At 72.6% G+C, this 25,832-nt stretch carries 21 protein-coding genes and 3 tRNA genes; 11 read left to right on the top strand and 13 right to left on the bottom strand.

The annotated features are described in order from the left end of the window. Nucleotides 1-20: 20 nt before the first annotated feature. From glxA to ABT232_RS01975, 3 genes are all read right to left on the bottom strand, one after another. Nucleotides 21-1,958, bottom strand: a complete 1,938-nt coding sequence (gene glxA / locus ABT232_RS01985) for a radical copper oxidase GlxA (RefSeq protein ID WP_351834447.1) — start codon at nt 1,956-1,958, stop codon at nt 21-23. Further along, complete coding sequence (locus ABT232_RS01980; RefSeq protein WP_351834444.1) at nt 1,955-3,991, bottom strand: glycosyltransferase family 2 protein; 2,037 nt, start codon at nt 3,989-3,991, stop codon at nt 1,955-1,957. Before ABT232_RS01980 ends, glxA begins: the two co-directional genes overlap by 4 nt. Before the next feature lie 474 nt (nt 3,992-4,465). Beyond that, nucleotides 4,466-4,539 (bottom strand) — tRNA-Lys (locus tag ABT232_RS01975). 185 nt (nt 4,540-4,724) lie between these two features. Between ABT232_RS01975 and ABT232_RS01970 the strand changes: the two genes are divergently transcribed. From ABT232_RS01970 to ABT232_RS01960, 3 genes are all read left to right on the top strand, one after another. After that, the gene (locus ABT232_RS01970) at nt 4,725-6,023 is read left to right on the top strand and encodes a peptidoglycan-binding protein (protein ID WP_351834441.1); all 1,299 of its coding nucleotides are present in this window, start codon (nt 4,725-4,727) and stop codon (nt 6,021-6,023) included. Between the two features lie 62 nt (nt 6,024-6,085). Further along, nucleotides 6,086-7,216 carry an SPFH domain-containing protein gene (locus ABT232_RS01965; protein WP_351834439.1) on the top strand — a complete coding sequence of 377 codons (1,131 nt, stop codon included), beginning with the start codon at nt 6,086-6,088 and terminating at the stop codon, nt 7,214-7,216. Between the two features lie 101 nt (nt 7,217-7,317). Further along, nucleotides 7,318-7,923: a lytic polysaccharide monooxygenase auxiliary activity family 9 protein gene (locus ABT232_RS01960; RefSeq protein ID WP_351834437.1), complete on the top strand. Its 606-nt coding sequence runs from the start codon at nt 7,318-7,320 to the stop codon at nt 7,921-7,923. A gap of 53 nt (nt 7,924-7,976) precedes the next feature. Here the strand turns inward: ABT232_RS01960 and ABT232_RS01955 are convergent. Beyond that, nucleotides 7,977-8,050: transfer RNA gene (locus tag ABT232_RS01955), tRNA-Lys, on the bottom strand. Between the two features lie 97 nt (nt 8,051-8,147). Beyond that, the gene (locus ABT232_RS01950) at nt 8,148-8,906 is read right to left on the bottom strand and encodes an IclR family transcriptional regulator (protein WP_351834434.1); all 759 of its coding nucleotides are present in this window, start codon (nt 8,904-8,906) and stop codon (nt 8,148-8,150) included. Between the two features lie 204 nt (nt 8,907-9,110). Between ABT232_RS01950 and ABT232_RS01945 the strand changes: the two genes are divergently transcribed. Then, a complete protein-coding gene (locus tag ABT232_RS01945) occupies nt 9,111-9,605 on the top strand; it encodes a DUF3830 family protein (protein WP_351834432.1) in 495 nt (164 codons plus the stop codon). Here ABT232_RS01945 and ABT232_RS01940 read toward each other — a convergent pair. Both ABT232_RS01940 and ABT232_RS01935 read right to left on the bottom strand, forming a co-directional pair. Then, entirely contained in the window at nt 9,592-10,974 is a 1,383-nt protein-coding gene (locus ABT232_RS01940; protein ID WP_351834429.1) for an amidase, read from the bottom strand. The genes ABT232_RS01945 and ABT232_RS01940 overlap by 14 nt on opposite strands. Nucleotides 10,975-10,989: 15 nt before the next feature. After that, on the bottom strand, nt 10,990-11,937 hold the full coding sequence (locus ABT232_RS01935; protein ID WP_351834426.1) for a D-2-hydroxyacid dehydrogenase: 948 nt from the start codon (nt 11,935-11,937) through the stop codon (nt 10,990-10,992). Between the two features lie 196 nt (nt 11,938-12,133). Between ABT232_RS01935 and ABT232_RS01930 the strand changes: the two genes are divergently transcribed. The 5 genes from ABT232_RS01930 to ABT232_RS01910 all read left to right on the top strand — a co-directional run bounded on the left by ABT232_RS01930 (nt 12,134) and on the right by ABT232_RS01910 (nt 14,906). Then, nucleotides 12,134-12,922: a maleate cis-trans isomerase family protein gene (locus ABT232_RS01930; RefSeq protein ID WP_351834797.1), complete on the top strand. Its 789-nt coding sequence runs from the start codon at nt 12,134-12,136 to the stop codon at nt 12,920-12,922. Further along, a complete protein-coding gene (locus ABT232_RS01925) occupies nt 12,919-13,650 on the top strand; it encodes a maleate cis-trans isomerase family protein (protein WP_351834423.1) in 732 nt (243 codons plus the stop codon). Before ABT232_RS01930 ends, ABT232_RS01925 begins: the two co-directional genes overlap by 4 nt. Before the next feature lie 146 nt (nt 13,651-13,796). Next, nucleotides 13,797-14,159, top strand: a complete 363-nt coding sequence (locus tag ABT232_RS01920; protein ID WP_351834421.1) for a DUF8844 domain-containing protein — start codon at nt 13,797-13,799, stop codon at nt 14,157-14,159. A gap of 113 nt (nt 14,160-14,272) precedes the next feature. Further along, on the top strand, nt 14,273-14,842 hold the full coding sequence (locus ABT232_RS01915; RefSeq protein WP_351834418.1) for a bifunctional DNA primase/polymerase: 570 nt from the start codon (nt 14,273-14,275) through the stop codon (nt 14,840-14,842). Next, nucleotides 14,833-14,906: transfer RNA gene (locus tag ABT232_RS01910), tRNA-Lys, on the top strand. Before ABT232_RS01915 ends, ABT232_RS01910 begins: the two co-directional genes overlap by 10 nt. Nucleotides 14,907-14,981: 75 nt before the next feature. Here ABT232_RS01910 and ABT232_RS01905 read toward each other — a convergent pair. After that, nucleotides 14,982-16,253 carry a M6 family metalloprotease domain-containing protein gene (locus ABT232_RS01905; protein ID WP_351834415.1) on the bottom strand — a complete coding sequence of 424 codons (1,272 nt, stop codon included), beginning with the start codon at nt 16,251-16,253 and terminating at the stop codon, nt 14,982-14,984. A gap of 340 nt (nt 16,254-16,593) precedes the next feature. Here ABT232_RS01905 and ABT232_RS01900 point away from each other — a divergent pair, with 340 nt between their 5' ends. Then, nucleotides 16,594-18,666, top strand: coding sequence for a putative bifunctional diguanylate cyclase/phosphodiesterase (locus ABT232_RS01900; protein ID WP_450871648.1), 2,073 nt, complete (start codon nt 16,594-16,596; stop codon nt 18,664-18,666). Here the strand turns inward: ABT232_RS01900 and ABT232_RS01895 are convergent. The 5 genes from ABT232_RS01895 to ABT232_RS01875 all read right to left on the bottom strand — a co-directional run bounded on the left by ABT232_RS01895 (nt 18,645) and on the right by ABT232_RS01875 (nt 25,032). Continuing rightward, on the bottom strand, nt 18,645-19,841 hold the full coding sequence (locus ABT232_RS01895; protein WP_450871649.1) for an LLM class flavin-dependent oxidoreductase: 1,197 nt from the start codon (nt 19,839-19,841) through the stop codon (nt 18,645-18,647). The two genes, ABT232_RS01900 and ABT232_RS01895, sit on opposite strands and share 22 nt — an antisense overlap. Before the next feature lie 96 nt (nt 19,842-19,937). Beyond that, nucleotides 19,938-21,314, bottom strand: a complete 1,377-nt coding sequence (locus tag ABT232_RS01890; protein WP_351834409.1) for an AAA domain-containing protein — start codon at nt 21,312-21,314, stop codon at nt 19,938-19,940. Further along, on the bottom strand, nt 21,311-22,906 hold the full coding sequence (locus tag ABT232_RS01885; RefSeq protein WP_351834406.1) for an amino acid adenylation domain-containing protein: 1,596 nt from the start codon (nt 22,904-22,906) through the stop codon (nt 21,311-21,313). The genes ABT232_RS01890 and ABT232_RS01885 overlap by 4 nt, the downstream gene beginning before the upstream one ends. 64 nt (nt 22,907-22,970) lie before the next feature. Further along, nucleotides 22,971-24,128 (bottom strand): hypothetical protein, encoded by a 1,158-nt coding sequence (locus ABT232_RS01880; protein WP_351834403.1) that lies wholly within the window; start codon nt 24,126-24,128, stop codon nt 22,971-22,973. Then, the gene (locus ABT232_RS01875; RefSeq protein WP_351834792.1) at nt 24,079-25,032 is read right to left on the bottom strand and encodes a phosphatase PAP2 family protein; all 954 of its coding nucleotides are present in this window, start codon (nt 25,030-25,032) and stop codon (nt 24,079-24,081) included. Before ABT232_RS01875 ends, ABT232_RS01880 begins: the two co-directional genes overlap by 50 nt. Before the next feature lie 191 nt (nt 25,033-25,223). On the opposite strand from ABT232_RS01875, the gene ABT232_RS01870 reads away from it, so the two are divergent. After that, on the top strand, nt 25,224-25,820 hold the full coding sequence (locus ABT232_RS01870; RefSeq protein WP_351834401.1) for a histidine phosphatase family protein: 597 nt from the start codon (nt 25,224-25,226) through the stop codon (nt 25,818-25,820). Nucleotides 25,821-25,832: the final 12 nt, after the last annotated feature.

The raw sequence follows: 25,832 nt of genomic DNA, 5'->3' as shown, positions 1-25,832 counted from the left end.
GCCGCCGGCTCGCGGGGGCGCTACGGCACCTGGACCCACTGCGCCTCGGACGGCGTGCCCTGATCGTCGTCGACGAACAGCATGTACCAGCCGGACTGCACCAGATTCCGGTTCTTCGGCACCGTCACCGTGATCTTGTCCCCGGACGTCTTGAAGTCCAGGGCGATCGAGCGCTGGTCGACGTCCGTGACATGGGTCGACGCGCTCGGCCGGATCAGCCGCACCTTCTTGATCGACGACGCGTGCTGCGAAGTGAAGGTGCCCGACTCGCCGCGCTCGATGGTCTGCGGTCCGCCGGACAGCGACGGCCGCGAACCCCGGAACAGATACGGCGGCTTGTAGATCTCGATCCGCTGCTCGAACTCGCCCGGCTTGGTGTTCGCCTTGTCCGCGTAGAGCGAGTCGGACCCGAAGAACATCACCGAACCGTCCGGCAGCAGGATCGAACCGGAGTGGTAGTTCCGCCCGACCAGCGGATCGGCGACCCGCTGGAAGCTGTTGCTCGCGGGCTGGTAGAGCCGCGCCTCCAGGATGTTGGAGTCGCCGCGCCCGCGGTAGTCCTCGGAACCGCCGGACACCAGCACACTGTCGTCCGGCAGGACCGACGCCTGCGGATACCGCGTCCCCTTGTCCATCGACGGCCCGTCCGTGAACCGCGGGCTGTCCGCCTTCAGATCGACGATCCGCGTCTTCTCGCTCGACAGCTTGGACTCGCCGACGCCACCGCCGCCGATCACCATGTACTTCTCGTCCTGCGCGGGCGGCAGCAGCACGGTCCCGGACGTCTCCATCCGGTCGGCGTCGCTGAGCCCCGGGATCTTGGTGAACTTGTTGGTGTCCACGTCCCAGACGCCCGGGTCGCGCCCGACGTCGTCAGGCCCGTAGCCGGCGTTGGAACCGGAGTAGAAGACCTTCCCGTTCTGCATCAGGAACAGCGCCGGATAGGTCGGGAACTGCCGGATCTTGTTGGTGTACGTCCACTTCTTGGTCTTCGGGTCGTACACCTCGTTCTTGCCCGGAACCAGCTGCCCGATGTCGTCGAGCCCGGAGACGCTGAGGATCTTCCCGTCGCTCAGAGTGGTGAGCGTCGGGTACCAGCGGGCCTCCTTCATCGGGTCGACCTTGATGTACTTCTCGGCGACCACATCGAACTCGTAGGCGTCGCGGATGCCCTGGAAGTCCTTCTTGTCCAGGGCGAGCTTCTGCGCGATGCCGTAGGTGTTGCGGGCGTCGGCACCGCTCAGGCCCTGAATGCGGTAGTTGTCCTCGGTGCCGGTCTCGTACTTGGCGCCGCTCTTCTGCGCCTCGACGTAGATCCGGCCGAGACCGGGGTCGTTGCGCAGGAACCTGCCGGTCGCCGGGTCGAACACCTTCTTGGCGCGCGGCACCAGCACCGGGTCCTTGGAGACGAACGTCCTGCCGTTCTCCTTGCCGGTGAACTTGGTGCCGGCGGGCAGCGTGATCGGCTTGTCCGGGTTCTCGTTGTGGACGATCATCAGGCCGCCGGCCTTGGTGACGTCACCCTTGAGCTTCTCGTACCGCTTGGTCCCGCCCGCGATCAGCAGATTGCCGTTGGCCAGCTGGGTGTGACCGGTGCAGAACAGGTCGTTGGGCGTCGGCACCTTCTTGATGGTGTTCTTGACCGGGTCCCAGACCCGGGTGTCGAACTTCTTCGCGTCGAAGTTGTCCTGGTTGTTGCCGGACCCGGCGACGAGCAGCACCTTCCCGGTGCGCAGCAGCGCGGCGTGGATGGTGTTCTGCCGGTACTCCTCGGGGAAGTCGACGATCTTCCAGAGGCCGTTCTCCGCTTTGTACTCGGGTCGGTTGATTTGGTACTGGTGGTACTTCTCGGTCCCGAAGCGGTAGAGCCACGGCCCGTTCATCCCGGCCAGCGCGACTACCACCGCCGTGCCTATCGCGAGTCGACGGGCGCGGCGGCGGCCGGCACGGTCGTTCATTCCTTACGTCCCCCAAGTCCACCAAGGGCGATCTGCATGGTCTGGTCGTTGCCCGCGCCCGCTGCCGCGTCCGGGCCCCCGTGCGCCGCGGCCCAGGTGGGCCGCTGCTGCGGGGCGTGCGGAGCGTACTGCGCCGGCAGCTGGGCCGCGGCGGCCGGTACCGCGTCCTGCGGCTCCGGCGCGTGAGCGGCGGCACCTGAGGCGGCCGGCGCGTTCGTGGCCGCGTGGGCCGCGGGGCGCTTCTTCTCCTGCCGCAGCCCGTGCCGCCAGGCGAAGATCGGGGTGGCGGTGATCAGCAGGGCGAAGGTGGCCCAGATGATCATCGCGGGGTGGGCGTGGCCGAGGACCAGGCCGGCGGTGATGGACGCGGCGAAGATCAGGATGAAGTACCAGTGGTACCGGAAGGTGCCGAACCAGCGGTCCGGGCTGGCCGAGTCGCCCTTGGGGGTGACCACGAACTTGCTCTTGCGGCGCAGCGCGGAGTCGATCAGCGCCTTGGCGTACAGCGGCGCCGACAGCGCGGACATCACCATGCCGGCCACACCGCCGGAGCCCTCCGGCTCGTGCGGCGAGACGTTGTGGCGGCGGTTCCAGATGTAGAGGCCGATCTGGAGCGCGGAGGCGTTGCCGTAGAGCATCAGCCACACGGTGGGGTCGATGTTCACACCCGAGGCGCCCAGGCCCAGGAACAGCGCGCAGCTCAGCGCGGCCAGGATCCAGTTGAGGGCCGACATCGGGTAGAAGATGATCATCATCGTGTAGTTGAAGAGCTTGCTCGGCGGCAGCGAGTACCAGCCCTTCCAGTACTGCTTGAGGATCGTCTCGTACGTCCCTCGCGACCAGCGCATCTGCTGGGTGAAGAAGTCCGTCCAGGCGCTGGGGCCCTCACCGACGGCGAGCACGTCCGGGGTGTAGACCGAGCGCCACTTGCGGCCCGTCGCCGGGTTCTTGTGGCGGTGGATCTCGAAACCGGTCGCCATGTCCTCGGTGATCGAGTCGTACAGGCCGCCGATCTGCTTGAGGGCCTTGATGCGCACGGCGTTGGAGGTGCCCACGAACATCGGGGAGCCGTACTTGTTGCCGGCGCGCTGGATCAGCGCGTGGAAGAGGAACTGCTGCGACTCGGCGGCCTTGGTGACGAAGTTGTCGTAGTTGCCGTACACCTGCGGGCCGATGACGAAGCCGACGTCCGGGTCGCGGAAGAAGCCGAGCATCCGCTCCAGATAGTTGGGCAGCGGCACGTGGTCGGTGTCGACGGAGGCGAAGAAGTCGTAGTCGTCGCCGTGCGCGTCGAGCCAGGCGTTGTAGTTGCCGTGCTTGGTCTTGGCGCGGTGCGGGCCCTTGGCCTGGTTCCACTTCGCGATGCCCTTGCGGGAGAAGTGGTGCACGCCGAGCCGGGCGCAGACCTCCTTGACCTCCGGGTCGTCGCCCTCGTCGAGCAGCCAGACGTGCATGAGGCCCCGGTGGCGCAGCTTCACGGCCGCCTCCAGGGTCTTCGTCACCATCTCCAGCGGCTCCTTGCCGGGCACGAAGGAGGTGAGGAAGGCGACCCTGGTGCCGGTCTCCGGGACCACCGGGATCGGGTCGCGGGCGACCAGCGTGGCGTGCGCGTTGGACAGCACGTTCATGCAGCGGAAGAACTCGATCAGACCGATCGAGACCAGCATCACGACGTCGAGCGCCGGCAGGAAGTCGTACGCCGGGTAGTCGCGCTCGGTCCAGTGCTCCGGCTGGAGCAGCCAGAACAGCAGGACCAGGGAGAGCACGGGCGCGGCGGCCAGCATCAGGGCGACCCGTATCCGGTGCGGCTCCTGGGAGATCAGGGAGCGGTACTGCACCTTGTACGGCTTGTTCGGATCGGGCTGGGTGAGGGGACCCGCCAGCCGGCTGTAGTGCTCGTAGTCGTACCTCGGAAGCGTCTTCTTGATCCGGCGGAAGGTTCCCGTGGTGCTCATCGCTTGCCCCGGCACCCTGAGCTGGGTGGTTTGTGACGGGTCGTGGTTCTGCCGGGCGCCCGTCGGCGTCGACGTCATGAGTCATCCCCCCACACGCGGGCTCGCCGCGTGTCTGTCGGTTCCTTCGCCTGCTCCGGTCCCCCTCGACCCTCGCAGACGTGTCAGTGGTGCGCCGCAGTCACCACATCGTCCACACACCCTATAGACATGGAACTGCGCGCTTCCGGTTGCATGATGCCCCCCTCGGCATCGCTTCATGAACGGGGCCCCCTATTCCCCGCAACATTCGGCAACCGGTTCCTTGTGCCCCCCAATTGGCGCGTATCCGCAGCCTCTTGGAAACCAGGGTTCTACGCCGTTCAGCATGATCGCAAGACGCGATACACGGTATTTACCGGCTATACGCGCTCATTGGGACGCAAGTTGGCTGCTCTTGGTGCGCTTGGGACCAGTAGTGCACACCCGTGTTTCGATCATGGGTGCGAATGACGGAGTCCGTCGCGCGCGCAACGAGAAAGCCCCCCGCTCACCGCGAGGGGCCTTCTGTGTCTGTGCGCCGCCAGGGACTCGAACCCCGGACCCGCTGATTAAGAGTCAGCTGCTCTAACCAACTGAGCTAGCGGCGCCTGCTGACGTCGACAACTCTACATGACCTCCGGGAGTGCCTCCGACCACCCGCCGCGCCCCAGCGGGTCCCGGACCGGCGCCGTACATCATTCGGACCGTCAGCATGCGCACCCCGACGACGGTTGAGAAACTGATCAATGTGCACAAGCCTGGACATTTCCATCTGGAGTGTGAGGGGAATCGCATGGAGGCTCCGGTCTTCGAGGAATTCGATCCCGTGAGCGACTGCGACTGCCCCGGCTGCGTCCAGCGGCGGCGGACCCTCCCGGACTCCCCGGCCGGTCCCCGTCCCGTCCCCCACCGAGCCCTGGCGATCACCGCGGCGGCCTCCGCGGTGATCGCCTGCGGCCATACAGCCCCCGCCCTGGCCGCTCCGCACGCCCCCGAGCGTCCCGGCGTTCCCGCAGGTGACGAGCCTGTCACCCCGCAAGGCGGCACCTCTCCGCTGCACGGCCCGGCAGGCCGGCCGGCCCCGGCGCAGATCCCGGTGAAGCCGCCCGCGACCACCCGTGACGAGATCATCCGGCGGGCCGGCACCTGGGTCGCCGCGAAGGTGCCGTACAGCATGACCCGGTACCGGCCGGACGGGTACCGGCAGGACTGCTCGGGCTTCGTCTCCATGGCCTGGAACCTGCCGGGCAACGAGTGGACCGGCACCCTCCACCAGTACGGGGTGCGGATCACCAAGGACCAGCTCCAGCCCGGCGACATCCTGCTGTTCCACAACCCGGCGGACCCGCAGCGCGGCTCGCACGTGGTGATCTTCGGCGGCTGGACCGACCGCACCCACTCCTCCTACACGGCCTACGAGGCGACCCGCCCGCACGCCCGCCGCCAGACCACCCCCTACGGCTACTGGACCCACTCCGACGCCTACGTCCCCTACCGCTACAAGGGGCTGAAGGTGCCCACCGCGGGCGGGCCCCCGGCGGGCGGCGCGGCCGCGGCCCTATTCCCGGGAGCGGCGTACTTCGGCCCCGGCGCGAACAACCAGTACGTCACCCGGCTCGGCCGGATGCTGGTGGCGCGCGGCGCCGGCCGCTACTACACGGCGGGTCCCGGCCCGCGCTGGAGCGACGCCGACCGGCGGGCGACCCAGGCCTTCCAGCTCGCCCAGGGCTGGACCGGCAAGAACGCCGACGGCCTGCCCGGTCCCGGCACCTGGGCGCTGCTGACCACGGGCAAGGGCAAGGACGTCCGGGCCGGATCGGCCGGCGCGCCCGCGTCCGGGCCGCCGGCCGAGGTCCCCGCCTTCCCGGGCCGGGGGATGTTCCGGCCGGGGGCGAACAACCAGCACGTCACGCTGCTCGGCGGGCAGCTCGTGCGGAAAGGGTTCGGCACGCACTACACGAGCGGGCCGGGACCGCGCTGGAGCGAGGCGGACCGGCGAGCGGTCGAGGCCTTCCAGCGCGCCCAGGGCTGGCGCGGCGGCGCCGCGGACGGCTACCCGGGGCCGGAGACCTGGCGGCGGCTCTTCTCGTGACCGGGGGCCCGGCCCTCGTAACCCCTGTTGTGACGCATCTGGCGCGGAGGCTGGAGGCACGCATGAGTACGACCTCTTCTACGACCCCTTCACAGACGCCCGAACCCGATGGCCCCGACGGCGGCTCGTCCCGCCCGGCGCGGCTGATCCAGAACGAGTCGACCACCGAGATCCCCGTCCATCTGCTCTTCCGCGACGACCCCGACGTGTCGGTGCCGCTGCGGCCCGCCGTGGTGAACCGCCGGCAGGGCACCGGTGAGCAGCCGCGCCTGCGCCGTCCGGTGCCGGTGCGGGCCCGGTCGGTGCCGGAGGTCGACCCGGAGCTGAGCGAGCGGCCGGCCCGGGTGCTGCCCGGTGCCGTGGGCGTGCTCGCCGGCACGGCGGGGGTGGCGGGCGCGCTCGCCACCTCCTGGTGGGCGGGCACCTTGCCGCCGCTCGCCGCCGAGGCGCTGGGGCTGCCCGGCTCGGCGGCCGGGCTCGGTCCCGCGCAATGGGCGGCGTACGCCGGGGCCGGGGCGCTGGGGCTGTTCGGCTTCGGCGGGCTGGCCCGCGGGTGGACCGGGCGGGCCTGGGTGCTCGGGCTGTTCGGACGGTACCGCGGGACCGTCCGGCGCACCGGCCTGCTGTGGGTGAATCCGCTGCTGCTGCGCCGCCGGGTCGACGTGCGCCTGCGGCACTGGCGCAGCGAGCCGATGCCCGCGGCGGACGGGAGCGGGGTGGCGCTGCGGGTGGTGGTGCTGGTGGCGTGGCGGGTGCGGGACACCGCGCGGGCCGTGCTCGGGGTGGAGGACCACGAGACCTATCTGCGCGAGTGCGTGGAGGCGGCGCTGGCCCGGGTGCCGGTGGAGGTGCCGGGCGGCGGTGCGCCGGGGTCGGTGGCGGCGTCCGCGGAGACCCTGACCCGGCTGGTGGCGGCCGACACGGCACCGGTGGGCCTGGAGGTGTTCTCGGTGCAGCCGGTGCGGGTCGAGTACGCGCCGGAGGTGGCCGCCGCGATGCACCGGCGCCGGATCGCCGCGCTCGACGCCCAGCAGCGGGCGAGCGTGCTGACCTCGGTGGTCGACTCGGTGGAGGACACCGTGACCCGGCTGACCATGCGGGGGCTGGTCGAGCTGGACGACTACGAACGCAAGGCGCTCGTCAAGGACTTGACGGTGGCGTTCTGCGCGGGCCGGAACGAAGCCGGCCCGTGATTGGTATGGACATGTTCAACTAACGGCAATAATCTGAGGCTTGGTCTAGACCTACTCCGCACGGCTCATCGAACCTCCCCCACGTTCACAGGAGCGGCAGTATGCGCACGAAGACCAAGTTGTCCGCGGCCGCGGTGGGACTGGCGACGACCGGAGCCCTGGTGCTCTCCTCCGGCGGCGCCAGCGGCCACGGCTACACCGACCTCCCCATCAGCAGGCAGAAGCTGTGCCAGAACGGCACCGTCACCAACTGCGGCAACATCCAGTGGGAGCCGCAGAGCGTCGAGGGCCCCAAGGGCTTCCCCGCCTCCGGGCCCGCCGACGGCCGGATCTGCTCCGGCAACAACACGCCGTTCGCCCAGCTCGACAGCCCGAAGACCCCCTCGGGCGGCGCCTGGCCGGCCACCAAGGTCAGCGGCGGCCAGAGCTACACCTTCCGGTGGCAGTTCACGGCGATGCACGCCACGACGGACTTCAAGTACTACATCACCAAGCCGGGCTGGAACCAGAACCACAATCTGGCCCGCTCCGACCTCAACCTGACCCCGTTCCTCACGGTGCCGTACGGCGGCCAGCGCCCGCCGTCGACCCTCTCGCACAGCGGCACGCTGCCGTCCGGGCTCAGCGGACGGCACGTGATCGTGGCGGTGTGGACGATCGCCGACACGGCCAACGCGTTCTACGCCTGCTCGGACGTCACCTTCTGAGACGCCCGGACAACGCGAAGGGCCCCTCGCTCTCGCGAGGGGCCCCTCTTCTGTGCGCCGCCAGGGACTCGAACCCCGGACCCGCTGATTAAGAGTCAGCTGCTCTAACCAACTGAGCTAGCGGCGCATGACTCCCGCCTTCCGCTTCTCGCGGCCGGCGACGAAGAAAATACTACCTGGTCCTCGGGGGTGCTTCCGACCACCCGAGGACCAGGCGGGTCCTTCTAGATCGCCAGGGACAGCAGCACCGGTGCCGCGTTCCGGTTCAGGGCGTCCGCGGCCTGCCGCAGCCGGTGGGCGTGCTCGACCGGCAGGGACAGCGCCAGGCAGCCCACCGCCGAGCCCGCGGTGATCGGGACGGCCGCGCAGACCGTGCCGACCGCGTACTCCTGGAGGTCCAGGACCGGCACCGTCGGCGGCTGCGACTCCAGACGGGAGAGCAGCAGCTTGTCGCTGGTGATCGTGCGCGAGGTGAGCCGGGCCATCTTGTGCCGGGACAGATGGTCGCGGCGGCCGTTGTGGTCGAGCTGGCCCAGCAGGCTCTTGCCGACCGCGGTGGCGTGCGCCGAGTAGCGGAAGTCCACCCACTCGTTCACCGCGGGCGTCGCCGGACCGGCCGCGTACTGGGTGACCCGGACCTCGCCGTCGACGTACCGGCTGATGTAGACCGCCGCGCCCACGGAGTCGCGCAGCCGGTCCAGGGTGTGCTGGAGGTGGTCGCGCAGGGCCTGGTCATGGCCGTGCGCGGAACCGAGGCGGGCGAGGGCCGCGCCGGTGACGTACGCCCCTTCGGTCACCTGCTCGACGTAGCCCTCGCGACGCAGCATCCGCAGGAGGGTGGTCAGCCGCTCCGTGCCGAGGCCGGTGTGTCGGGCGATCTCGGTGTCGGTGACACCGGTGGAGTGCCGTGCCACCGTCTCCAGGACGCGGAGGGCGTCCTGGGCCGAGTGGTACGGCGCGGTCGGCTCGTGCTTCAGCGCCACGGTGTTCCCCCTGCGCGCTCAGTCAATGTGCCGTGACCCGGGGATCGGGCCTCCTCCACGATAACCGGCAAGAGGCTTGTAGTGAGCGGCAGTTGACGAGATTGTGCCCCTCCGAACTGCGGCTTGGGTCACTGGCATATGCCAGAAGCAAACGCCACCGTTTTTCCGGGTGTGAAGGGTCACCGGCCGGACACCCGCAGCGGTATGGCAGATCGCTATGTGGAAGTCGCCCTGAACAAACGGGATGTACGGTGCACCGCACGGCTCCTCGACGACCGCGCCCCGCTCACCTGCTCGGCGGTGTGGGAGGCACTGCCGCTCGTCGGGGACGCGTACCACGCGAAGTTCGCCCGTAACGAGATCTACGCCCTCTTCCCGCCCCTCACCGGCGTGGAGCCACCCCTGGAGAACCCCACGGTCACGCCGATTCCCGGTGACCTCTGCTACTTCTCCTTCACCGGGGCACGGCTCGGCAACGCGGCCCACGGCTACGACCGGGAGCTGCGCCCCGAGGCCACCGTCGTCGACCTCGCCCTGTTCTACGAGCGCAACAACCTGCTGGTCAACGGAGACGTCGGCTGGGTGCCGGGCACGGTGTGGGGCGAGGTCGTCGACGGGCTGGCGGAGATGGCCGAGGCCTGCAACGACCTGTGGCGGACCGGGGCGGCCGGGGAGAGCCTCGCCTTCAAACGGGCGTGACCCCCGCCTCGTACAGCGTGTGCGCCGCCCGCAGCACCAGATCGTCCCGGTGCCGGGCGGCCACCAGCTGAAGCCCGACCGGCAGCCCGGCGGCGTCCCGGCCCACCGGGACGGACGCGGCCGGCTGCTGGGTCAGGTTGAAGGGATACGTGAACGGCGTCCACCCCGTCCACCGCCGCAGCCCCGAGCCCTTCGGCACCTCCGCGCCCGCCTCGAACGCGGTGAGCGGCAGCGTCGGCGTGACCAGCAGGTCGTACGCCTGGTGGAAGCGGCCCATCCGGCGGCCGAGGTCCATCCGCACGTCCACCGCGGCCAGATAGTCCAGCGCGCTGTACCGGGCGCCGGCCCGGCAGATCTCGCGCAGCCCCGGATCGAGCAGCTCCCGCCGGTGCGGGCCGAACCGCTGGGTGAGACGGGCCGCGCCGCTGAACCACAGGGTGTGGAAGGCGTCCACCGGGTCGGTGAGATCGGGGTCCGCCTCCTCCACGTACGCGCCCAGCCCCGCCAGCCCCTCCACCGCCCTCCGCACCGCCGAGGCCACCGCCGGAGCCACCGCGACCTGCCCGCCCAGCGACGGCGAGTACGCCACCCGCAGCCCCCGCACCCCACCGGCCAGCCCTGCCGTGAACGAGCCCGGCGCCGGGCCGAGCGCCGACCAGTCGCGGGCGTCGGGTGCCGCGATCACATCCATCAGCAGCGCCGCGTCCGCCGCGTCCCGGGTCAGCGGACCGACGTGCGCCAGCGTGCCGAAGGCGCTCGCCGGATACAGCGGCACCCTGCCGTACGTCGGCTTCAGCCCGAACACTCCGCAGAACGCGGCCGGGATGCGCACACTGCCGCCCCCGTCCGTGCCCAGCGACAGCGGGCCCGCGCCGAGCGCCACCGCGGCCGCGCTGCCGCCGCTGGAACCGCCCGCGGTGCGCGCCGGGTCGTGCGGATTGCGGGTGACACCGGTCAGCGGCGAGTCGGTGACCCCCTTCCAGCCGTACTCCGGCGTCGTCGTCTTGCCCAGGAACACCGCGCCGTGCTCGCGCAGCCGGGCCACCGACGGCGCGTCCTCGGTCCACGGGCCGCCCGCGTCGACGGTCCGCGACCCGCGCAGGGTCGGCTGGCCGCGCATCAGCAGCAGGTCCTTCACCGTCACCGGCACCCCGTCCAGCAGCCCCGCCGGCTCCCCGCGCCGCCAGCGCTCCGCCGACGCCCGCGCCCGCTCCTCCGCCTCGTCGGCCGTCAGCCGGACGAAGGCGTTGACGGCCGGCTGGATCTCCGCCGCCCGCGCCAGCGCCGCCCGGACCGCCTCGACGGGGCTGAACGCCCCGGTGCGGTAGCCGTCCACGAGCTGGACGGCGGTCAGCTCGGTGAGCTCCATGCGGCCTCCTGACAGTCAGTGCCCCGGTACGTAGCCCCGCTCCTTGTCGACCACGTTGAACAGCGGCCGGCCCGCCGCCCAGCGCTCGTACAGCTCCACGAACTGCGCGCCCAGCTCGTCCCGCCAGCCCACCGTGTCCCCGCTCATGTGCGGCGACACGATCAGCCCCGGCAGCCGCCACAGCGGACTGTCCGGACCGAGCGGTTCGGCCGCGAACACATCCAGCGCGGCGCCCGCGATCCACCGCTTGGCCAGCGCCCCGGCCAGCGCCTCCTCGTCCACCAGCGCGCCCCGGCCCACGTTCACGAACCGCGCCGACGGCTGGAGCACGCCGAACCGGCGGGCGTCGAACATGCCGCGGGTGTCCTCGGTGAGCGGGGCCGCCGCCACCACCCAGTCGGCCCGTGCCAGCAGCCGGTCCAGGTCCTCGGGGCCGTGGATCCCGGTGCGCGGGACGCGCCCGACCACCGCCGTACGGATGTCGAGCGCCTTCAGCACCCGGGCGACGGCCCGCCCGACCGGCCCCGAGCCCACGACGACGGCACGGGTTCCGGCCACCCGCCGAGACTCCCGGTGCCGCCACTCGCCCCGCTGCTGCAACTCCCAGGTGCGGGGCAGGTCCTTCGCCATCGCCAGCACCAGCGCGGCCACGTACTCGGCGATCGGCTGCTCGAAGATCCCGCGCGCATTGGTCACCACCGTGTCCGACGCGGCCAGCTCCGGGCCCATCAGATGGTCGACGCCCGCGCTCGCCGTGTGCACCCAGCGCGGCCTGGGCCCCTCGCCCGGCCAGGCCTTCCGTACCGCCCGCGAGGTGAAGTCCCACACCAGCAGGGCGTCGGCGGCCGGCAGCAGGGCCGCGAGACCCGCCTCGTCCGTGTGCACGATCCGGGCCCGGCCGGTGAGCCGGCCGAGGCGGGGCGGCGGGTCGGCGTCCAGGACGAGGAGGGTGGGGTCGGTCATGGGCGGCAGTCTCTCCAGAGCGGGGGACCGGGGGCGGCGGACGGGACCGGGGCGTCTGAGATGCGCCGATTGACCACGCTCGCACCCGAACCTACCGTCGTCAACACGGGCGCCCCTACGGTCCGTTGTTCCCGCGTCGCCACCAGTGAGGGTGTCCGCCCATCAGCCCGTGACTTTCCGGGAGGCCGGTGCTGCCATGGAGCTCTCCTCGCTCGGCGGACCCCGCGCGCAGCGCGGCGTCGGTGTCGTCGCCCCCTTCGACTTCGCGCTCGACCGCGAGCTGTGGCGCTGGGTGCCCGACGACGTCTCCCTGCATCTGACCCGCACCCCGTACGTCCCGGTCGAGGTGAGCCTCGACCTCGCCCGCCTGGTCAGCGAGCACGAGACGCTGACCGACGCCGTGCGCGCCCTGATCGCGGTCGCCCCGGAGACCGTCGCCTACGCCTGCGCCTCCGGCAGCTTCGTCGGCGGCATCGCCGGGGAGCGGGCCATGTGCGCGGCGATGACCGGCGCCGGCGCGGTGCCCGCCGTGACCACCTCGGGCGCGCTCCTGGAGGCGCTGGCCGAGCTGGGCGCGCGCCGGGTGGCCCTGGTCACCCCGTACACGGTCTCGGTGACCCGGGCCTTGGAGGAGTACGTCGCCGAGGCGGGCCTCACCGTCACCGGCTGCGCGTGCATGGGGCTCACCCGGCACATCTGGCGGGTTCCGTACCGGCAGGTGGCCGAGATGGCCCACCGCGCGGCCTGGCGCGCCACCGCGGACGCGCTGTTCATCAGCTGCACCAACCTGCCCACCTACGACGTGATCGCCCAACTGGAGGCCGAACTGCGCATACCGGTCATCTCGGCCAACCAGGTGACGGTGTGGGCGGCGCTGCGCCGAATGGGTACCCGAGCCGTGGGGCCGTATCAGGCTTTGCTGGACGAGACGGCGCGCGCGTGGCCCCCCGCACTGCCGGAAGAACAGCAGGAAGGCTGGACATGACCGCACTCGGATTCCTCTACCCGGGCCACTCGGCCGAGGACGACTATCCCCGAATCGAGCAGCTGCTGGGCAGTGACATCCGGGTGGACCTCGTCCACACGGACATCGGCGAGGACGCCCACCGCGAGGACGCGCTGCGCGAGATGGGCTCGCCCGAGCGGCTGGCGGCGGGCCTCCAGCAGCTGCGGCTCTCCGGCGCCGAGGCGGTGGTGTTCGCGTGCACCAGCGGCAGCTTCGTGCACGGCTGGGACGGCGCCCACGACCAGGTGCGCGGCCTCGCCCGCGTCGCCGGGATGCCGGCCTCCTCGACGTCCTTCGGCTTCGTCCACGCGAGCGGCGAGATCGGGGCGCGGCGGGTCGCGATCGGCGCCACCTATCCGGACGACATCGCCGTGCTCTTCGCCGAGTTCCTGCGCGCGGGCGGCCTGGAGGTGGTCGCCGTGCGCGGCTCCGGGATCGTCACCGCCGCCGAGGTCGGCGGCTGGGGCGAGGCCGAACTGTTCGAGCTGGCCCGCACGGCCGATCACACGGACGCCGACGCCGTCCTGCTGCCGGACACCGCCCTGCACACCGCCTCGCACCTCACGGCCCTGGAGAAGGAGCTGGGCAAGCCCGTGCTCACCGCCAACCAGGTCACCGTCTGGGAGGCCCTGCGCCTGGCCGACCGCCGCGTGAACGCGCCGGCCCTCGGCGCCCTCTTCACCCGGGAACCGATCGTCCAGGTCTGAACCACGCCGGACCCGCCACGGGCCCGCGTCCGTTTCGCTTCGGTTCCTCCTTTACGGCCTCCTTGCGCGGGCGGGGGACAATGGAGGGTGGCCCGGCCGGGATGCCGGGGGGCGGGCCACCCGAACCGTACGAGGAGGACACAGACATGGCGGAGCCCACGCCGCGTCGCAACGAACCGCGGCTACGCCCCGCGCCCCTGCTCTTCGAGCCCGCCGAGGCGGCCGCCGATCCGGAGCACTTCTTCGACCTGGAGTCCATCGACGACCCGCGGGCCCTGCTGGCGCGGGCGACCGAGCTGACGCACGCCTTCCGCGCGGCGGCGGACCGGGCCGTGGAGTTCCAGGCGATGGCGGCCGCCCAGCTCGCCGATCCGCGCCGGTTCGACCGGCTCACCGCCGCCGACATCGCCGACCGGGCCGAGTGGACCGAGGACTACGCCAAGAAGATGGTCGAGTTCGGCAGGGATCTGCTGCGCGGGGCGGACGGGCGGGGGCCCGACCCGGTCTGATCATCCGCGACGGCATATGCCAGGCGGGCAAGATACCCCTCTCTCGCCTCTCCTGTCCCCATTTCCGGCAACCCACGGAAACGGTTCGCGCACAGCCGGTAGACCTGGGTGGCATGAGCAGCAGCACACTCACCACCGACGGCGCCGCCTGGCTCGCCTCGGCGGGCACGTATCCGCGCAGCACCCTCGCGCTGTGGGGCGAGCGGCCGGGCGCCCCGGTCGTCCTGCCCTGCGGCACCGTCTTCGACGTGGTGAGCGCGCCGGTGGTCTTCGGGCGCCGGATGCTCGACCGGCTGTGGGAGGAGGGGCCGGGCTCCGGTCCCGTCGCGATCTTCCGGGGCCGGACGCTGCTGTTCGCGGCGCCCGGCACGGCCCAGCGCCTGCCCTCGCTGATGGAGTGGGAGGAGTGGGGCGGCCAGGGCCGGACCGACGAGATCCCGCCACTGCTCTGCCACGGCAACGGAGACGCCGTGACGGTCCCCGCGCCGACCGGCCCGGCGGACGAGACCCCCTCGCCGGGGTCCCGCTGGATCGTCGCCCCGGACACCCGCCACCCCTGGCTGCCGGGCCCGGAAGTGCTGCTGTGGGCGGCCGTCCGGGCCGTCCGGGCGGCAGTGCGGATATCGATTTCTCCTCCCGCCGAGCAGGATGCTAAGGTCTACGACGTCAGCAGGCGCCGCTAGCTCAGTTGGTTAGAGCAGCTGACTCTTAATCAGCGGGTCCGGGGTTCGAGTCCCTGGCGGCGCACTAGCGATTAGGTCGCTGACCTGGGCGTTCTCGGTTCCGAGAACGCCCTTTCGCTTTCCCTGGCCATGTCGCGCGTCAGGCGTCCCGAGCTGGCGAGATCTTGACGGTCCACGCCCCCGAGGGTGTACGCCCCTCCACCTCGACGCGGACGTCCTCGCCCGGCACCGTGAAGCGCTCGCCGGGGCCGACCGGGGCGTCGGCGAGCGGCGGGTAGACGGAGTTCTCCCAGCAGGCCTCGGTGGCCGGATGGGCGTCGATCACCTGGACCGGGCCGCCACCGGACTCGGCGCCGCTGCGCACCCGGTACACCAGCACGCCCTGCCGGCAGGTGCTGCGGTCGTTGCCGACCGCGCCCCGCGCCTCGAAGGCGATCACGCTCTCGGGTCCGGTGCGCACCACCGCCAGCTTGGTCCCGTTCCCCGTGCCGAACACCGGCACCCCGGCGGTCCCGATCACCGGTGCGCCGGGGCCCGCGCCCAGCGACTCCAGCGTCAGCCGGACCGGCCCGCTGCCCGGCACGCAGGCCACCTGGCGCTCGTCGAGCCAGCCCAGCTTCCACTTGTGCCAGCCGAACAGATCCGGGGCCAGTCCGAACTGGCTGCCCATCAGGTCCCAGTCGCCGACATGGGTGTCCCAGTCGCCCTTGCCGTCCATCGGGCGGTGATAGAGATCCGGCAGATCGAACACATGGCCGGTCTCATGGGCGAGGACCAGCCGGTCCGGCGGATGATTCTCGAACACGGTGACGACCCGGCGGATGTCCTTGCCGTCGGCCCGCAGCGGGGTGTCCAGATTGACCACCTTGGTGGCGTCCGAGTCCACACCGGGCGCATGCGGATCGGCGATGAAGTAGACGACGTCGTACAGCGAGAAGTCGACCTGCCCGTCGGTGGCGGCCAGGGCGTCGTGCAGATAGGCGGCCCGGTTCGGGGCGTTCCAGTCGCGCTGTATGGCGTACGCCGTGGACGGGCGCGGCATCCGGATCCAGTTGCTCAGCGGATAGGGGCGCAGCGCGAACCGGCCGTAGGAGGCCTGCTCGAAGTACTGGCTCGTGGCCGGGAAGTGGTCGGCGGTCAGTTCCGCCGGGGTGGTCAGCGGCTCGGAGTCCGGGAAGCTCAGGAACACCATCACCGCGTTCAGGGTGCGGGTCGGTCGGGGATAGGCCGCGTTCCAGGTGTCCAGGCCCTCCGAGTGGTGTGCCTCGGTGCGTGCCAGAGCGCAGGGCGAGGCCGCGAACGGCTCGGCGACCGAGGGGCCGGTGAAGAGCGAGGTCGCGGCGAGTGCCGCCAGAGTGGTGAACACGGCCGCGGTGCTGCGCAGTCGGGGGCGCGGGAGCGGACGCGGCACAGGAACCTCCGGATGCGGTGGGGTACCCACACGCCCTCGGGCAGTGGGGGAGGGACACCGCAACCAGCCTGTGGGAGATTGTCGTACTGCGCCTTGTTTGTCTGGCCCGGAAGAGTGAGGCGGGAGGGCGGAGCGAACGGCGACACCCCCGAAGCGCTCACAGAACGTCACCAGTGGTCGTGAGCTTGACGAACCCGTCCAGTGGTGGGCAGAAACGATCCGCCCTCAGAGTGGGTATGTCCTGTGTGGCGGGCAGTGGCTGCGACGGCCGGAGGACACCCTCTATGATCGGCACACTTTCCTGCGCGGACAGCGATCGAGTGCACTGCGGGAGCGAGCGGTGAGCGGAACCTCAAAAGGGCCGACGCCCGCGGCAGACCTCATCCGGCCGGCCGTCACAGACAGTAATCCCGAGGCGTCGGGTGGTACGGACGCCCTCAGGGGCGACGGTGTCGCGGACGCCTCGGTGAGGGGCGGACGCGGGGCCGGCTCCGCGGCGGAGACGGCGGCCACGGCGGCCACGGCGGACATGGCGAACGGGCCCGCGGGAGTCGCCGCCGAGGGAGCCGCGAACGCTCTCGCGGGAAAGGCCGGCGCCTTCGCGGGAGAGACGGGTGCCTTCGCGGGAGAGGCGGGTGCCTTCGCGGGAGAGGCGGGTGCCTTCGCGGGAGAGCCGGGCGCCGGCTTCCACCGGACCGCCTTCCTCGCCGCGCCGCTGGCCATGGCGGTCGTCGACCGCGACGGGCTGGTCGTCACCGCCAACGACGCCCTCGCCGCCCTCTTCGGCGGCGCCCCCGCCGAACTCGTCGGACGCGTCGCCGCCGACCTGCTCGACCTCGACTCCGACCCCCGCACCTGGCACGCCTACCGCGAGGTGCTGCGCGGCCGGCAGGCCAAGCTGCGCTGCACCCGCCGGCTGAAGCACGCCGCCGGGCACGCGGTGTGGGCGCAGGTCACCGCCGCCCCGCTCGCCGAAGGCGCGCCCGGCGTGCTGCTGTCCGTCGCCGACATCAGCGCCCGGCGCGAACTCCAGGCGCAGCTACGGCACTTGCAGATGCACGACCCGGTCACCCGGCTGCCCAACCGCACCCTGTTCTTCGAACGCCTCTCCGCGGCCCTCGACACCGAGTCCTGGACCCGCGGCGGCACCGGCCGGATCGGCCTGTGCTACCTGGACCTGGACGGCTTCAAGGCGATCAACGACACCCTCGGCCACCGGGTCGGCGACCGGCTGCTGGCCGCCGTCGCCGAGCGGCTGACCCGCTGCGCCGAGGAGGCCGGATACGCCCGCTCGGGAGCGCCGCTGGTCGCCCGGCTCGGCGGCGACGAGTTCGCGCTGCTCGTCGAGGACTCCACCGGCACCGAACAACTGGCCGACCTCGCCGAGTCCGTACTGACCGCCCTCCAGGCCCCGTTCGACCTCTCCGGGCAGCGGCTCAGCGTCTCCGCCTCCATCGGCGTCGTCGAACGGCAGGCCGCCGGGACCACCGCGACCGGGCTGATGCAGGCCGCCGACACCACGCTGTACTGGGCCAAGGCCGACGGCAAGGCCCGCTGGACGCTCTTCGACCCCGAGCGCAACGCCCACCGCATGACCCGCCAGGCGCTCGCCTCCACCCTCCGCCCGGCCATCGACCGCGGCGAGTTCACCCTGGAGTACCAGCCGCTGGTCGGCATGGCGGACGGCCGGCTCAGCGGGGTCGAGGCGCTGGTGCGCTGGAACCACCCGCAGTTCGGCACCCTGACGCCGAATCGGTTCATCGGACTGGCGGAGGAGGAGGGCGCGATCGTCCCGCTCGGCCGCTGGGTGCTCGCCACCGCCTGCCGCCAGGCCCGCCGCTGGCAGCTCGAACACCCCGACGAGCCGCCCATCTTCGTCAGCGTCAACGTGGCGGTCCGTCAGGTGTGGGACTCCGACCTGGTCGCGGAGGTCGCCCAGACCCTCGCGGAGACCGGCCTCGCCCCGCACCTGCTCCAACTGGAGCTGACCGAGTCCGCCGTGATGGGTTCCTCCGGCCGCCCGCTGCGCACCCTCCAGGCCCTCAGCGACATGGGAGTGCGCATCGCCATCGACGACTTCGGGACCGGCTACTCCAACCTCGCCTACCTCAGCCGGCTGCCCGTGTCGGTGCTGAAGCTGGACGGGTCCTTCGTGCGCGGCTTCCAGTACGAGGACGCGAGCGCGCACGCCAGCCCGGCCGACGAGGTCATCGTCGAGGCGATGATCCAGCTGGCCCACCGGCTCGGGCTGACCGTGACCGCCGAATGCGTGGAGACCTCCGCGCAGGCCGGGCGGCTGCGCCGGATCGGCTGCGACACCGGCCAGGGCTGGCTGTACTCCCGGCCGGTCGCGGCGGATCGTATCTCCGAGCTGCTGGCCTGCCCGGCGGGTCAGGCGGCCGGCAAGCCGTAGGCGTCGGCGACCAGCTCGTAGCTGCGCAGCCGCACCTCACCCGTCGGCGTGTTGGAGGTGATCATCAGCTCGTCGGCGCCGGTGCGCTTCTGGAGGTCGTCGAGGCCGGTGCGGACCTCGTCCGCGGTGCCGTGGATGATGTTCGAGCTCCACTGCTGGACGAACTCCCGCTCCATCGGGCTGAACTCGTAGGCCTCCGCCTCCTCCGGGCTCGGCACCAGACCGGGACGACCGGTGCGCAGCCGGACCATGCTCAGCACCGCGGCCTTCACCTCGCGCCGGGCCACCCGCTCCTCGTCGGCGGCGAGCGCCGAGACACCGATCAGCGCGTACGGCTCGGCCAGCACCTCCGACGGCTTGAACGACTCCCGGTACAGATCGAGCGCCGGAATGGTGTTCTGCGCCGAGAAGTGATGGGCGAACGCGAACGGCAGCCCCAGCAGACCGGCCAGGCGGGCGCTGTAGCCGGAGGAGCCCAGCAGCCAGATCGGCGGGCGGTGCGCGGACTGGACGCCGCCGGGGGAGGTGCCCTGGACCGGGCCGGGGACGGCGTGGATGCGGCGGTAGGGGTGGCCGTCGGGGAAGTCGTCGTCGAGGAAGCGGCTCAGCTCGGCGAGCAGCCGCGGGAAGTCGTCGGCGCCCTCGTCCGGCCGGTCGGTGCGGCGCAGGGCGGCCGCGGTCGCGCCGTCCGTGCCGGGGGCCCGGCCGAGGCCGAGGTCGACACGGCCCGGGGCCATCGCCTCCAGCGTGCCGAACTGCTCGGCGATCACCAGCGGGGCGTGGTTGGGCAGCATCACACCGCCCGAGCCGAGACGAATGCGGTCGGTGTGGGCGGCGAGGTGGGCGAGGATCACCGCGGGCGAGGAGGAGGCCACACCCGGCATGGAGTGATGCTCGGCCACCCAGTAGCGGTGGAAGCCGCGCGCCTCGGCGAGCCGGGACAGCGCGACGCTGGTGCGCAGGGCGTCGGCGGAGGTGCTGCCGGCGCCCACCGTCACCAGGTCGAGGACCGACAGCGGGGTGGGGGCGGAGCCGTGGACGGTGCCTCGGATGCCGTGGTCCTCGCTGCTGCGGTTGCCGGCGTCCCGGTTGTCGTCTGCCGCCACGGTGGTCCTCCTGCGCTCGTCGCCATGGGGTGGGTCATGGGCGTCAACGGGAGGCGACGGGTGGTTCATTCCCTGGTCGGCGGAGGTAGGGGGGTGCGCGGGCGGAGGCAGGGGGGTGCCCGCGCGGCCCGCGCGGTCCCCGTCAGGCGGTGTGCCGGAGCCGGTTCAGGGACGCCACCCGACCCGGTGCTCCGCGAGGTGCGCCAGGACCGCGTGGTTCGCCTCCCAGCCGTCCGGGAACTTCACCAGCGTCCCCAGCTGCACCGGTTCCGTCGACGGATAGTCGTCCAGCAGGTCGCCGACGCCCGCGCGGCAGACCACGATGCAGGCGTGCCGGTGGCGGGAGGCGAGCACGCACAACCGGCCCGTCTCCAGATGGAAGGCGGTGGCGTCGGGGCGGCCGGACAGCGGGTGCAGCACGACCGTCACGTCGTACTCCCGGCCCTGGAGGCGGTTCGCCGTGTCGACCGTGACCTCGCTCACGCCCAGCTCGGCGAGGGCCGCGCGGACCGCCGCCGCCTGATCGCGGTGGGCGGTGCCGACGGCGATCCGGTCTGCGGTCAGCGGCGCCGGGTCCTCGGACCGCTCCGAGGTGGCCGCCCCGCCCCGGTCCAGCAGCCGGCGCACGACCGCCGCCACCGCCCGCACCGCCTCCGGGTCGGTGCGCGGGGTGTGCCGCGCGGGCAGCTCCAGCAGGCCCCAGCCCGACTCGGCCGCCTCGTCGATCACCCGGTCCGGGCCCGACCCGTCCGACGGCACCGCGAAGGCCAGCCTCCGGTCGCCGTGGCCGGTGCCGCTGCGGAACGGCGTGTACGGATAGAAGGCGTCCGAGACCAGCCGCGCGGCCGAGGCGGGCAGCCGCCAGGAGACCGGCAGCCGGTGCTGCGGCAGGCCCGGATTGTGCGCGAGCAGCGTGCTGACTGCGGAGGCCGACGGGTCGTACGACAACCCGGCCCACTGCTCGCTGCCGACGATCGCGAACGGGTCCAGCTGCCCCGGGTCGCCCACGAACAGCGCCCGCTCGAACAGCCCGGCGACGGCGAGCAGCGAGTCCGAGCGCATCTGGTAGGCCTCGTCGACGATGGCGTGCCGCCACGGTGCGTCGACCTTGACGTGCGCCCACTTGGCGGCGGTCGACAGCACCACCGGCAGCCCCGCGAGATCGGCCGCCTTCGCCGACGTACGGACGTGTTCCAGCTCGTCGAGCGCCTTGTCGTACGGGTCGGCGTCGCTGCTGTGCAGCCGGCCGACCGGCAGCTCGGGGCTCTTCTCGGCGAGCCGCAGCACCAGGTCGTCGACCTGGGCGTTGGTCTGCGCGACCACCATCAGCGGGCGCCCCGCCTCGGCGAGTTCCAGGGCCGCGCGGACGACCAGGGTGGACTTGCCCGCGCCGGGCGGGGAGTCGACGACGACACCGCGGTCCGCGCCGTGCAGGGTGTCCCGCAGGATCCCCTCGGTGGCCCGCGCGGCGGCCGCGCCGGGGTCGAAGGAGGCACCGGAACCGAACGGGGCACCGGGGTCGACGATGGCCTCGGCCGTCACAGGACGTCCTCCTCGGTCATGGGGTCGGCGGGTTCGGGGGCGGGCTCCTCACCGGGCGGGCCGCCATGCGTCCACGGGGTGTCCTCGGGGTCGGGCAGCTTGGCCCCGCCCCGCTGCTCGTGCTCGAACAGCGTGTAGCAGATCCGGTCGCCCTTCTCCGGCACCGAACCCGGCTCGGGCTCCTTGCCGCGGCCCATCTTGTCGAGGACCCGCAGGACGACCAGGGCGCCCTCCTGCTCGGCGGCCACGAACTCGGCCGCCTGCGGCTTGCCGCCCAGCGAGCGGTACACCTTCGCGCGCTCGCCGAAGTGCGGCCGGTCGTCGGTGCGGACCGTCACCAGCGGGCGCGGGCTGGGCCGCTTGCCCTCGCTGTACGCCATCTCCACCTCGACGACCTCGCCCGCGAACGCCTCCCCGGCCAGCCGCCGGCCCGCCATCACCAGCGGGTCGTCGAGCGCCTCCTGCGCCTCCAGGCGGGCCTGCTCCCGCTCGCGCGTCGCCAGCTTGTTCGCCGCGGTCACCGCGTCGTCGTGGCGCGGCTGCGGAGGTTCGCCGGACACCACGCGGTCACGGTGGCCGGTGAACGACCAGCGGTCCCGCGTCCACCGCTCCTCGACATGAGCGCCCACCGGCAGCGCCCGCAGCAGGTCCAGGCCCCGCCACACCGCGTCCCAGGTGGGCCGGGTGACGCTCTCCACCAGGGCGCGGATCTCCCGCTCGGCGGCGGTCAGCGCGCCGAGCCGGGCGTCCGCCTCCAGACCGTCCTCGGCGGCGGCGAGGGCACCGCGCGCGCGGTCGTAGCGCTCGAACGCCGGGGCCAGCAGCTTGTTGTCGAACGCCGGGTCGGTGGCCGGGCCGGCCGGCGGCCACAGCAACTGGCCCGCCGCGTCCCGGGCCAGTCCGGCCCGCAGCGCCGCCTCGCCGCCGGAGCTGTGCTCCGGCGGGTCGATCCAGGCCAGCAGCGCGCCCAGGTGCTGGTCCTCCAGCGCGGACTGCCCGGTCGCCCAGTGCCGGGACAGCACATCCGTCAGCGCCAGCAGCAGCGAGGAGCCCGGCACCCGGGACCGCTCGGCGTAGTGCGTCAGCCAGCGGCCGAGCAACGGCACCCGCGGCGGCGCCGGATGCGGAGTCTGCGGATCCTGCTCCGCCGTACGCCGAAAGCGCGTCGAGCGGCCGAGCAGCCGGACGAAGTCGATGCCCGCGCGGCTCGGCACGATCAGCTGCGGGGCGTCCGCGCACAGGTCGACCTCGACCTTGACCCGCTTGCCGGTCTCCGGGTCGGTCTCGGTGCGCTCGGCGGCCTCGACGGCGTCCGTGTACGCGTCGACGTACGGCAGCACGACGTCCGCCAGCTCGGCGAGGAACCCGAAGCGCAGATCGCGGTCGCGCGGCTGCGGCACGACCAGCAGCCGCGGCGCGTCCCGGTCGGTGCCCACCAGCGCGCCGAGCGGCGCTCCGGCCTCACCGGAGGTGGTGAGCGGCACGAACACCAGCGGCCGCTCGGACAGATGCCGGTGCCGGACGGTGGCGGCGGGCTGGGCACGTCCGGTGTCGACGGCCTCCAGCCGGGCCAGGGTGGAGATCAGGGACACGGGGTCACCTCCGGGGCGGGCACGGCGGGGCGCGCGGACGCCGGGGGCCGGCTCGCGGTGGTGGTCAGCGGCACGTCGCGGCCTCCTGGCCGGCGGTGGGGTGCGCCGGGGACGCCGTGGCCAGGGCCTCCGCGCGCAGGCGGGCCGCCCGTCGCAGGGCCGCCACCGCCGGGTCGTCCGGATCGCCGCTCTCGCCGCGCGCCGCCGACAGGACCGCGCCGACCGTGGTCAGCCCGCCCAGCTCGGCGCGGACCGCGCGGCCCAGGGAGGTCACCGCGCCGGCCGCGCGGGAGCGGTCACGGCAGTGGAAGGCCAGCTCGCAGGCGGACAGGCACTCGGGCGCGTACGCCGCAGGGACCGCCTCGACGGCGGCGGTCAGATCGGCGGCCGGCAGCTCGGGGGAGAAGCAGGTGCCCTCGGGAAGGGCGTCGACGATGTCCTCGATCCGGGTCAGGCGGGCCAGCTGGCGGCGGGTCACCGCGCGCTGCTTGCGCACGTCCACCGCGGACGCGGCGGCCAGGTTCGAGAAGTCCTTCGGGCACACCAGCAGAATCCGGTGGCGCACCCGCGGGGGCGGGGTCAGCCGGGCCGCGACCTCCTCCAGCGCCAGCACGTACACCGCCGCCTGGCGGGCCGCCGCGCCCACCTTCGCCGGGTCCGCGGAGCCGTCCAGCATCGGGAAGGACTTGATCTCCACGACCGTCCAGGCGCCGTCCGGGTGCACGATCACCGCGTCCGGTTCCAGGAACGCCGGCGACCCGGCCACGTCCAGCGCCAGCATCGGATGGTCCAGGAGCGTCCAGCCGCCCGCCTCGACGGCCTCCCGCAGCGCCAGCGCGGTGCGCGCCGCCCGGCCCTCCGGGCCGCTCGCGGTCAGCTCCGGCACCCGCGCCGCCGCGGGCGGCTCGGCCTCCGGGTCCAGCTTCCGGTGCGCCAGCCGCAGCAGCTCCGCCCCGCCGTCCGCCTTCACCCGCGCCTCGAACGCGTTGCCGCGGGTCAGGGCGAACTGCGACTGCCCGAACGCGGACGGCGAGCCGAGCGCGTCGGCCAGCCGGGTCTTGTCCACCCCGGCGCCGTCGAGGATCGCGCGGCGCTCACAGCCCGGGTTCGCGGCGAGCGCCGCGAGGGCCCGCGCGTCGAGCGCCTTGGCCGGTGTGTCGGGCCCGCGCAGCTCAGCGAGCCGGTGCCGGAGCGCCGCCCCCCGGTTCCGAGGGTGCGGCACTCGGCTCGGGTCCCGGTCCGAACCGGGACTCGCGCTGCCGTGGAATTCGTTCACCCGCCGAAGTCTGGCATCCGCCACTGACAATCGAGGCCTGTGCGCTCACCGCGTCCGCCGCGGCGGGTGCGGTACGGGCCCGCAGACGGGACCTGACCCGGTCCGCGGCGCGCATCACGAGCGGCGCCAGCAGCAGACCGGCGACCATCACCGCCGCGCCCGCGACCGCGTCCAGGAAGTAGTGGTTCGCGGTGCCCATCACCACGATCGTGGTCACCAGCGGGTAGACCACGGCGGCCGTCTTCGCCAGGCGCGTCCCGCCGTACCGCCACAGCATCACACCGCACCACAGCGACCAGCCGACGTGCAGGCTGGGCATCGCCGCGTACTGGTTCGTCATGCCGCCCAGGCCGCGCGGGGCGCTCGCCTCGCCGCCCCACCAGCCGTAGGAGCTGTACTGGGCCATGGTGTCGACGAAGCCGTGCCCGGCCGACAGCAGACGGGGCGGGCAGGTGGGCAGCAGGGTGAAGCCGATCAGGCCGATGAACGTCGAGGTCATCAGCCAGGTGCGGGCGGCGCGGTAGTGCACCGCGCGGGACCTGAAGATCCATATCAGGATCGCCGGGGTGACCAGGTAGTGCAGCGACGCGTACCAGAAGTCGGCCGGGACGCCGATCCACGCCTCGCTCGTGAACAGCCGGTTCAGCGGGTGCTCGGCGTTGAGATACAGGGCCTTCTCGATGCGCAGGATGCCCAGGCCGTGGTCGACGGCGGTCGAGACGTCGCCCCGCACGAGGAGCCGGCCCGCCGAGTAGCAGGCGTACACCAGGAGGATCAGCGGCAGCTCGGTCCACCAGCGCAGCCGGGTCGGCGGGACCACCTCGATGCCTGGTGACTCGGTCTGCGGCATCCGATCGCCCTCCCCCTTCTCCTCGCGCGGCACCCGATTGACCGGTCGCACCACTCTACGATGTACGTTTCGCGCCCCTCGGAGGCGTCCCCGGCCCTCAAAGACGCAAAGATCGCCCCCCGGGTTGCCCCCGCACAGCGTGCGCGATGATGGTGGGGTCCCGCCTCTGGTTTCTTCCGGAAAGGTCTTCCATGGCACCGCGCATCCTGCTGGCCCGGCACGGACAGACCCAGTGGTCGCTGTCCGGCAAGCACACCGGCAGGACCGACGTGCCGCTGCTGGAGGAGGGCCGGCGCGGCGCCAAGCTGCTCGGCGAGCGGCTCCACCGGGCGCCTCTCGACGGCCTGCCCGGCGTCGAGGTCCGCACCAGCCCGCTCTCCCGCGCGCGCGAGACCTGCGAACTCGCCGGCTTCGGCGACCGGGCGCGGAGCTGGGACGCGCTGATGGAGTTCCACTACGGCGCCTACGAGGGCATGACCCCGGCGCAGATACAGGCGATCCGGCCCGGCTGGCTGATCTGGCGCGACGGTGTGCCCGACGGCGAGACGCTGGCCGAGGTGACCGCCCGCGCGGACGAGGTCGTCGCCTGGGCCAGGGAGGCCGACCGGGACGTCCTGGTCTTCGCGCACGGCCACATCCTGCGTTCCATCGGCGCCCGCTGGCTCGGCCTGCCCATCGACTTCGCCGCCCGCATCCGCCTCAACCCGACCTCCCTGTCCGTCCTGGGCTGGGCCTACGGCGAGCCGGCCCTGGAGAGCTGGAACGACGTGGGGCACCTCGCGGGCTGAGGCCCCCGGGGG

This window comes from Streptomyces sp. NPDC001532 (assembly GCF_040298625.1).
Taxonomy (GTDB): domain Bacteria; phylum Actinomycetota; class Actinomycetes; order Streptomycetales; family Streptomycetaceae; genus Streptomyces.
This window is presented reverse-complemented; position numbering and strand designations above follow the sequence as displayed.

Bases quoted from the DNA above. Each gene is read 5' to 3' on its own strand.
- ABT232_RS01930 (WP_351834797.1), top strand. From the start codon at position 12,134: ATGGAGCTCTCCTCGCTCGGCGGACCCCGCGCGCAGCGCGGCGTCGGT.
- ABT232_RS01935 (WP_351834426.1), bottom strand. From the start codon at position 11,937: ATGACCGACCCCACCCTCCTCGTCCTGGACGCCGACCCGCCGCCCCGC.
- ABT232_RS01945 (WP_351834432.1), top strand. From the start codon at position 9,111: ATGGCAGATCGCTATGTGGAAGTCGCCCTGAACAAACGGGATGTACGG.
- ABT232_RS01970 (WP_351834441.1), top strand. From the start codon at position 4,725: ATGGAGGCTCCGGTCTTCGAGGAATTCGATCCCGTGAGCGACTGCGAC.
- ABT232_RS01940 (WP_351834429.1), bottom strand. From the start codon at position 10,974: ATGGAGCTCACCGAGCTGACCGCCGTCCAGCTCGTGGACGGCTACCGC.
- ABT232_RS01920 (WP_351834421.1), top strand. From the start codon at position 13,797: ATGGCGGAGCCCACGCCGCGTCGCAACGAACCGCGGCTACGCCCCGCG.
- ABT232_RS01895 (WP_450871649.1), bottom strand. From the start codon at position 19,841: ATGAACCACCCGTCGCCTCCCGTTGACGCCCATGACCCACCCCATGGC.
- ABT232_RS01925 (WP_351834423.1), top strand. From the start codon at position 12,919: ATGACCGCACTCGGATTCCTCTACCCGGGCCACTCGGCCGAGGACGAC.
- ABT232_RS01915 (WP_351834418.1), top strand. From the start codon at position 14,273: ATGAGCAGCAGCACACTCACCACCGACGGCGCCGCCTGGCTCGCCTCG.
- ABT232_RS01960 (WP_351834437.1), top strand. From the start codon at position 7,318: ATGCGCACGAAGACCAAGTTGTCCGCGGCCGCGGTGGGACTGGCGACG.
- ABT232_RS01875 (WP_351834792.1), bottom strand. From the start codon at position 25,032: ATGCCGCAGACCGAGTCACCAGGCATCGAGGTGGTCCCGCCGACCCGG.
- ABT232_RS01870 (WP_351834401.1), top strand. From the start codon at position 25,224: ATGGCACCGCGCATCCTGCTGGCCCGGCACGGACAGACCCAGTGGTCG.
- ABT232_RS01965 (WP_351834439.1), top strand. From the start codon at position 6,086: ATGAGTACGACCTCTTCTACGACCCCTTCACAGACGCCCGAACCCGAT.
- glxA (WP_351834447.1), bottom strand. From the start codon at position 1,958: ATGAACGACCGTGCCGGCCGCCGCCGCGCCCGTCGACTCGCGATAGGC.
- ABT232_RS01980 (WP_351834444.1), bottom strand. From the start codon at position 3,991: ATGACGTCGACGCCGACGGGCGCCCGGCAGAACCACGACCCGTCACAA.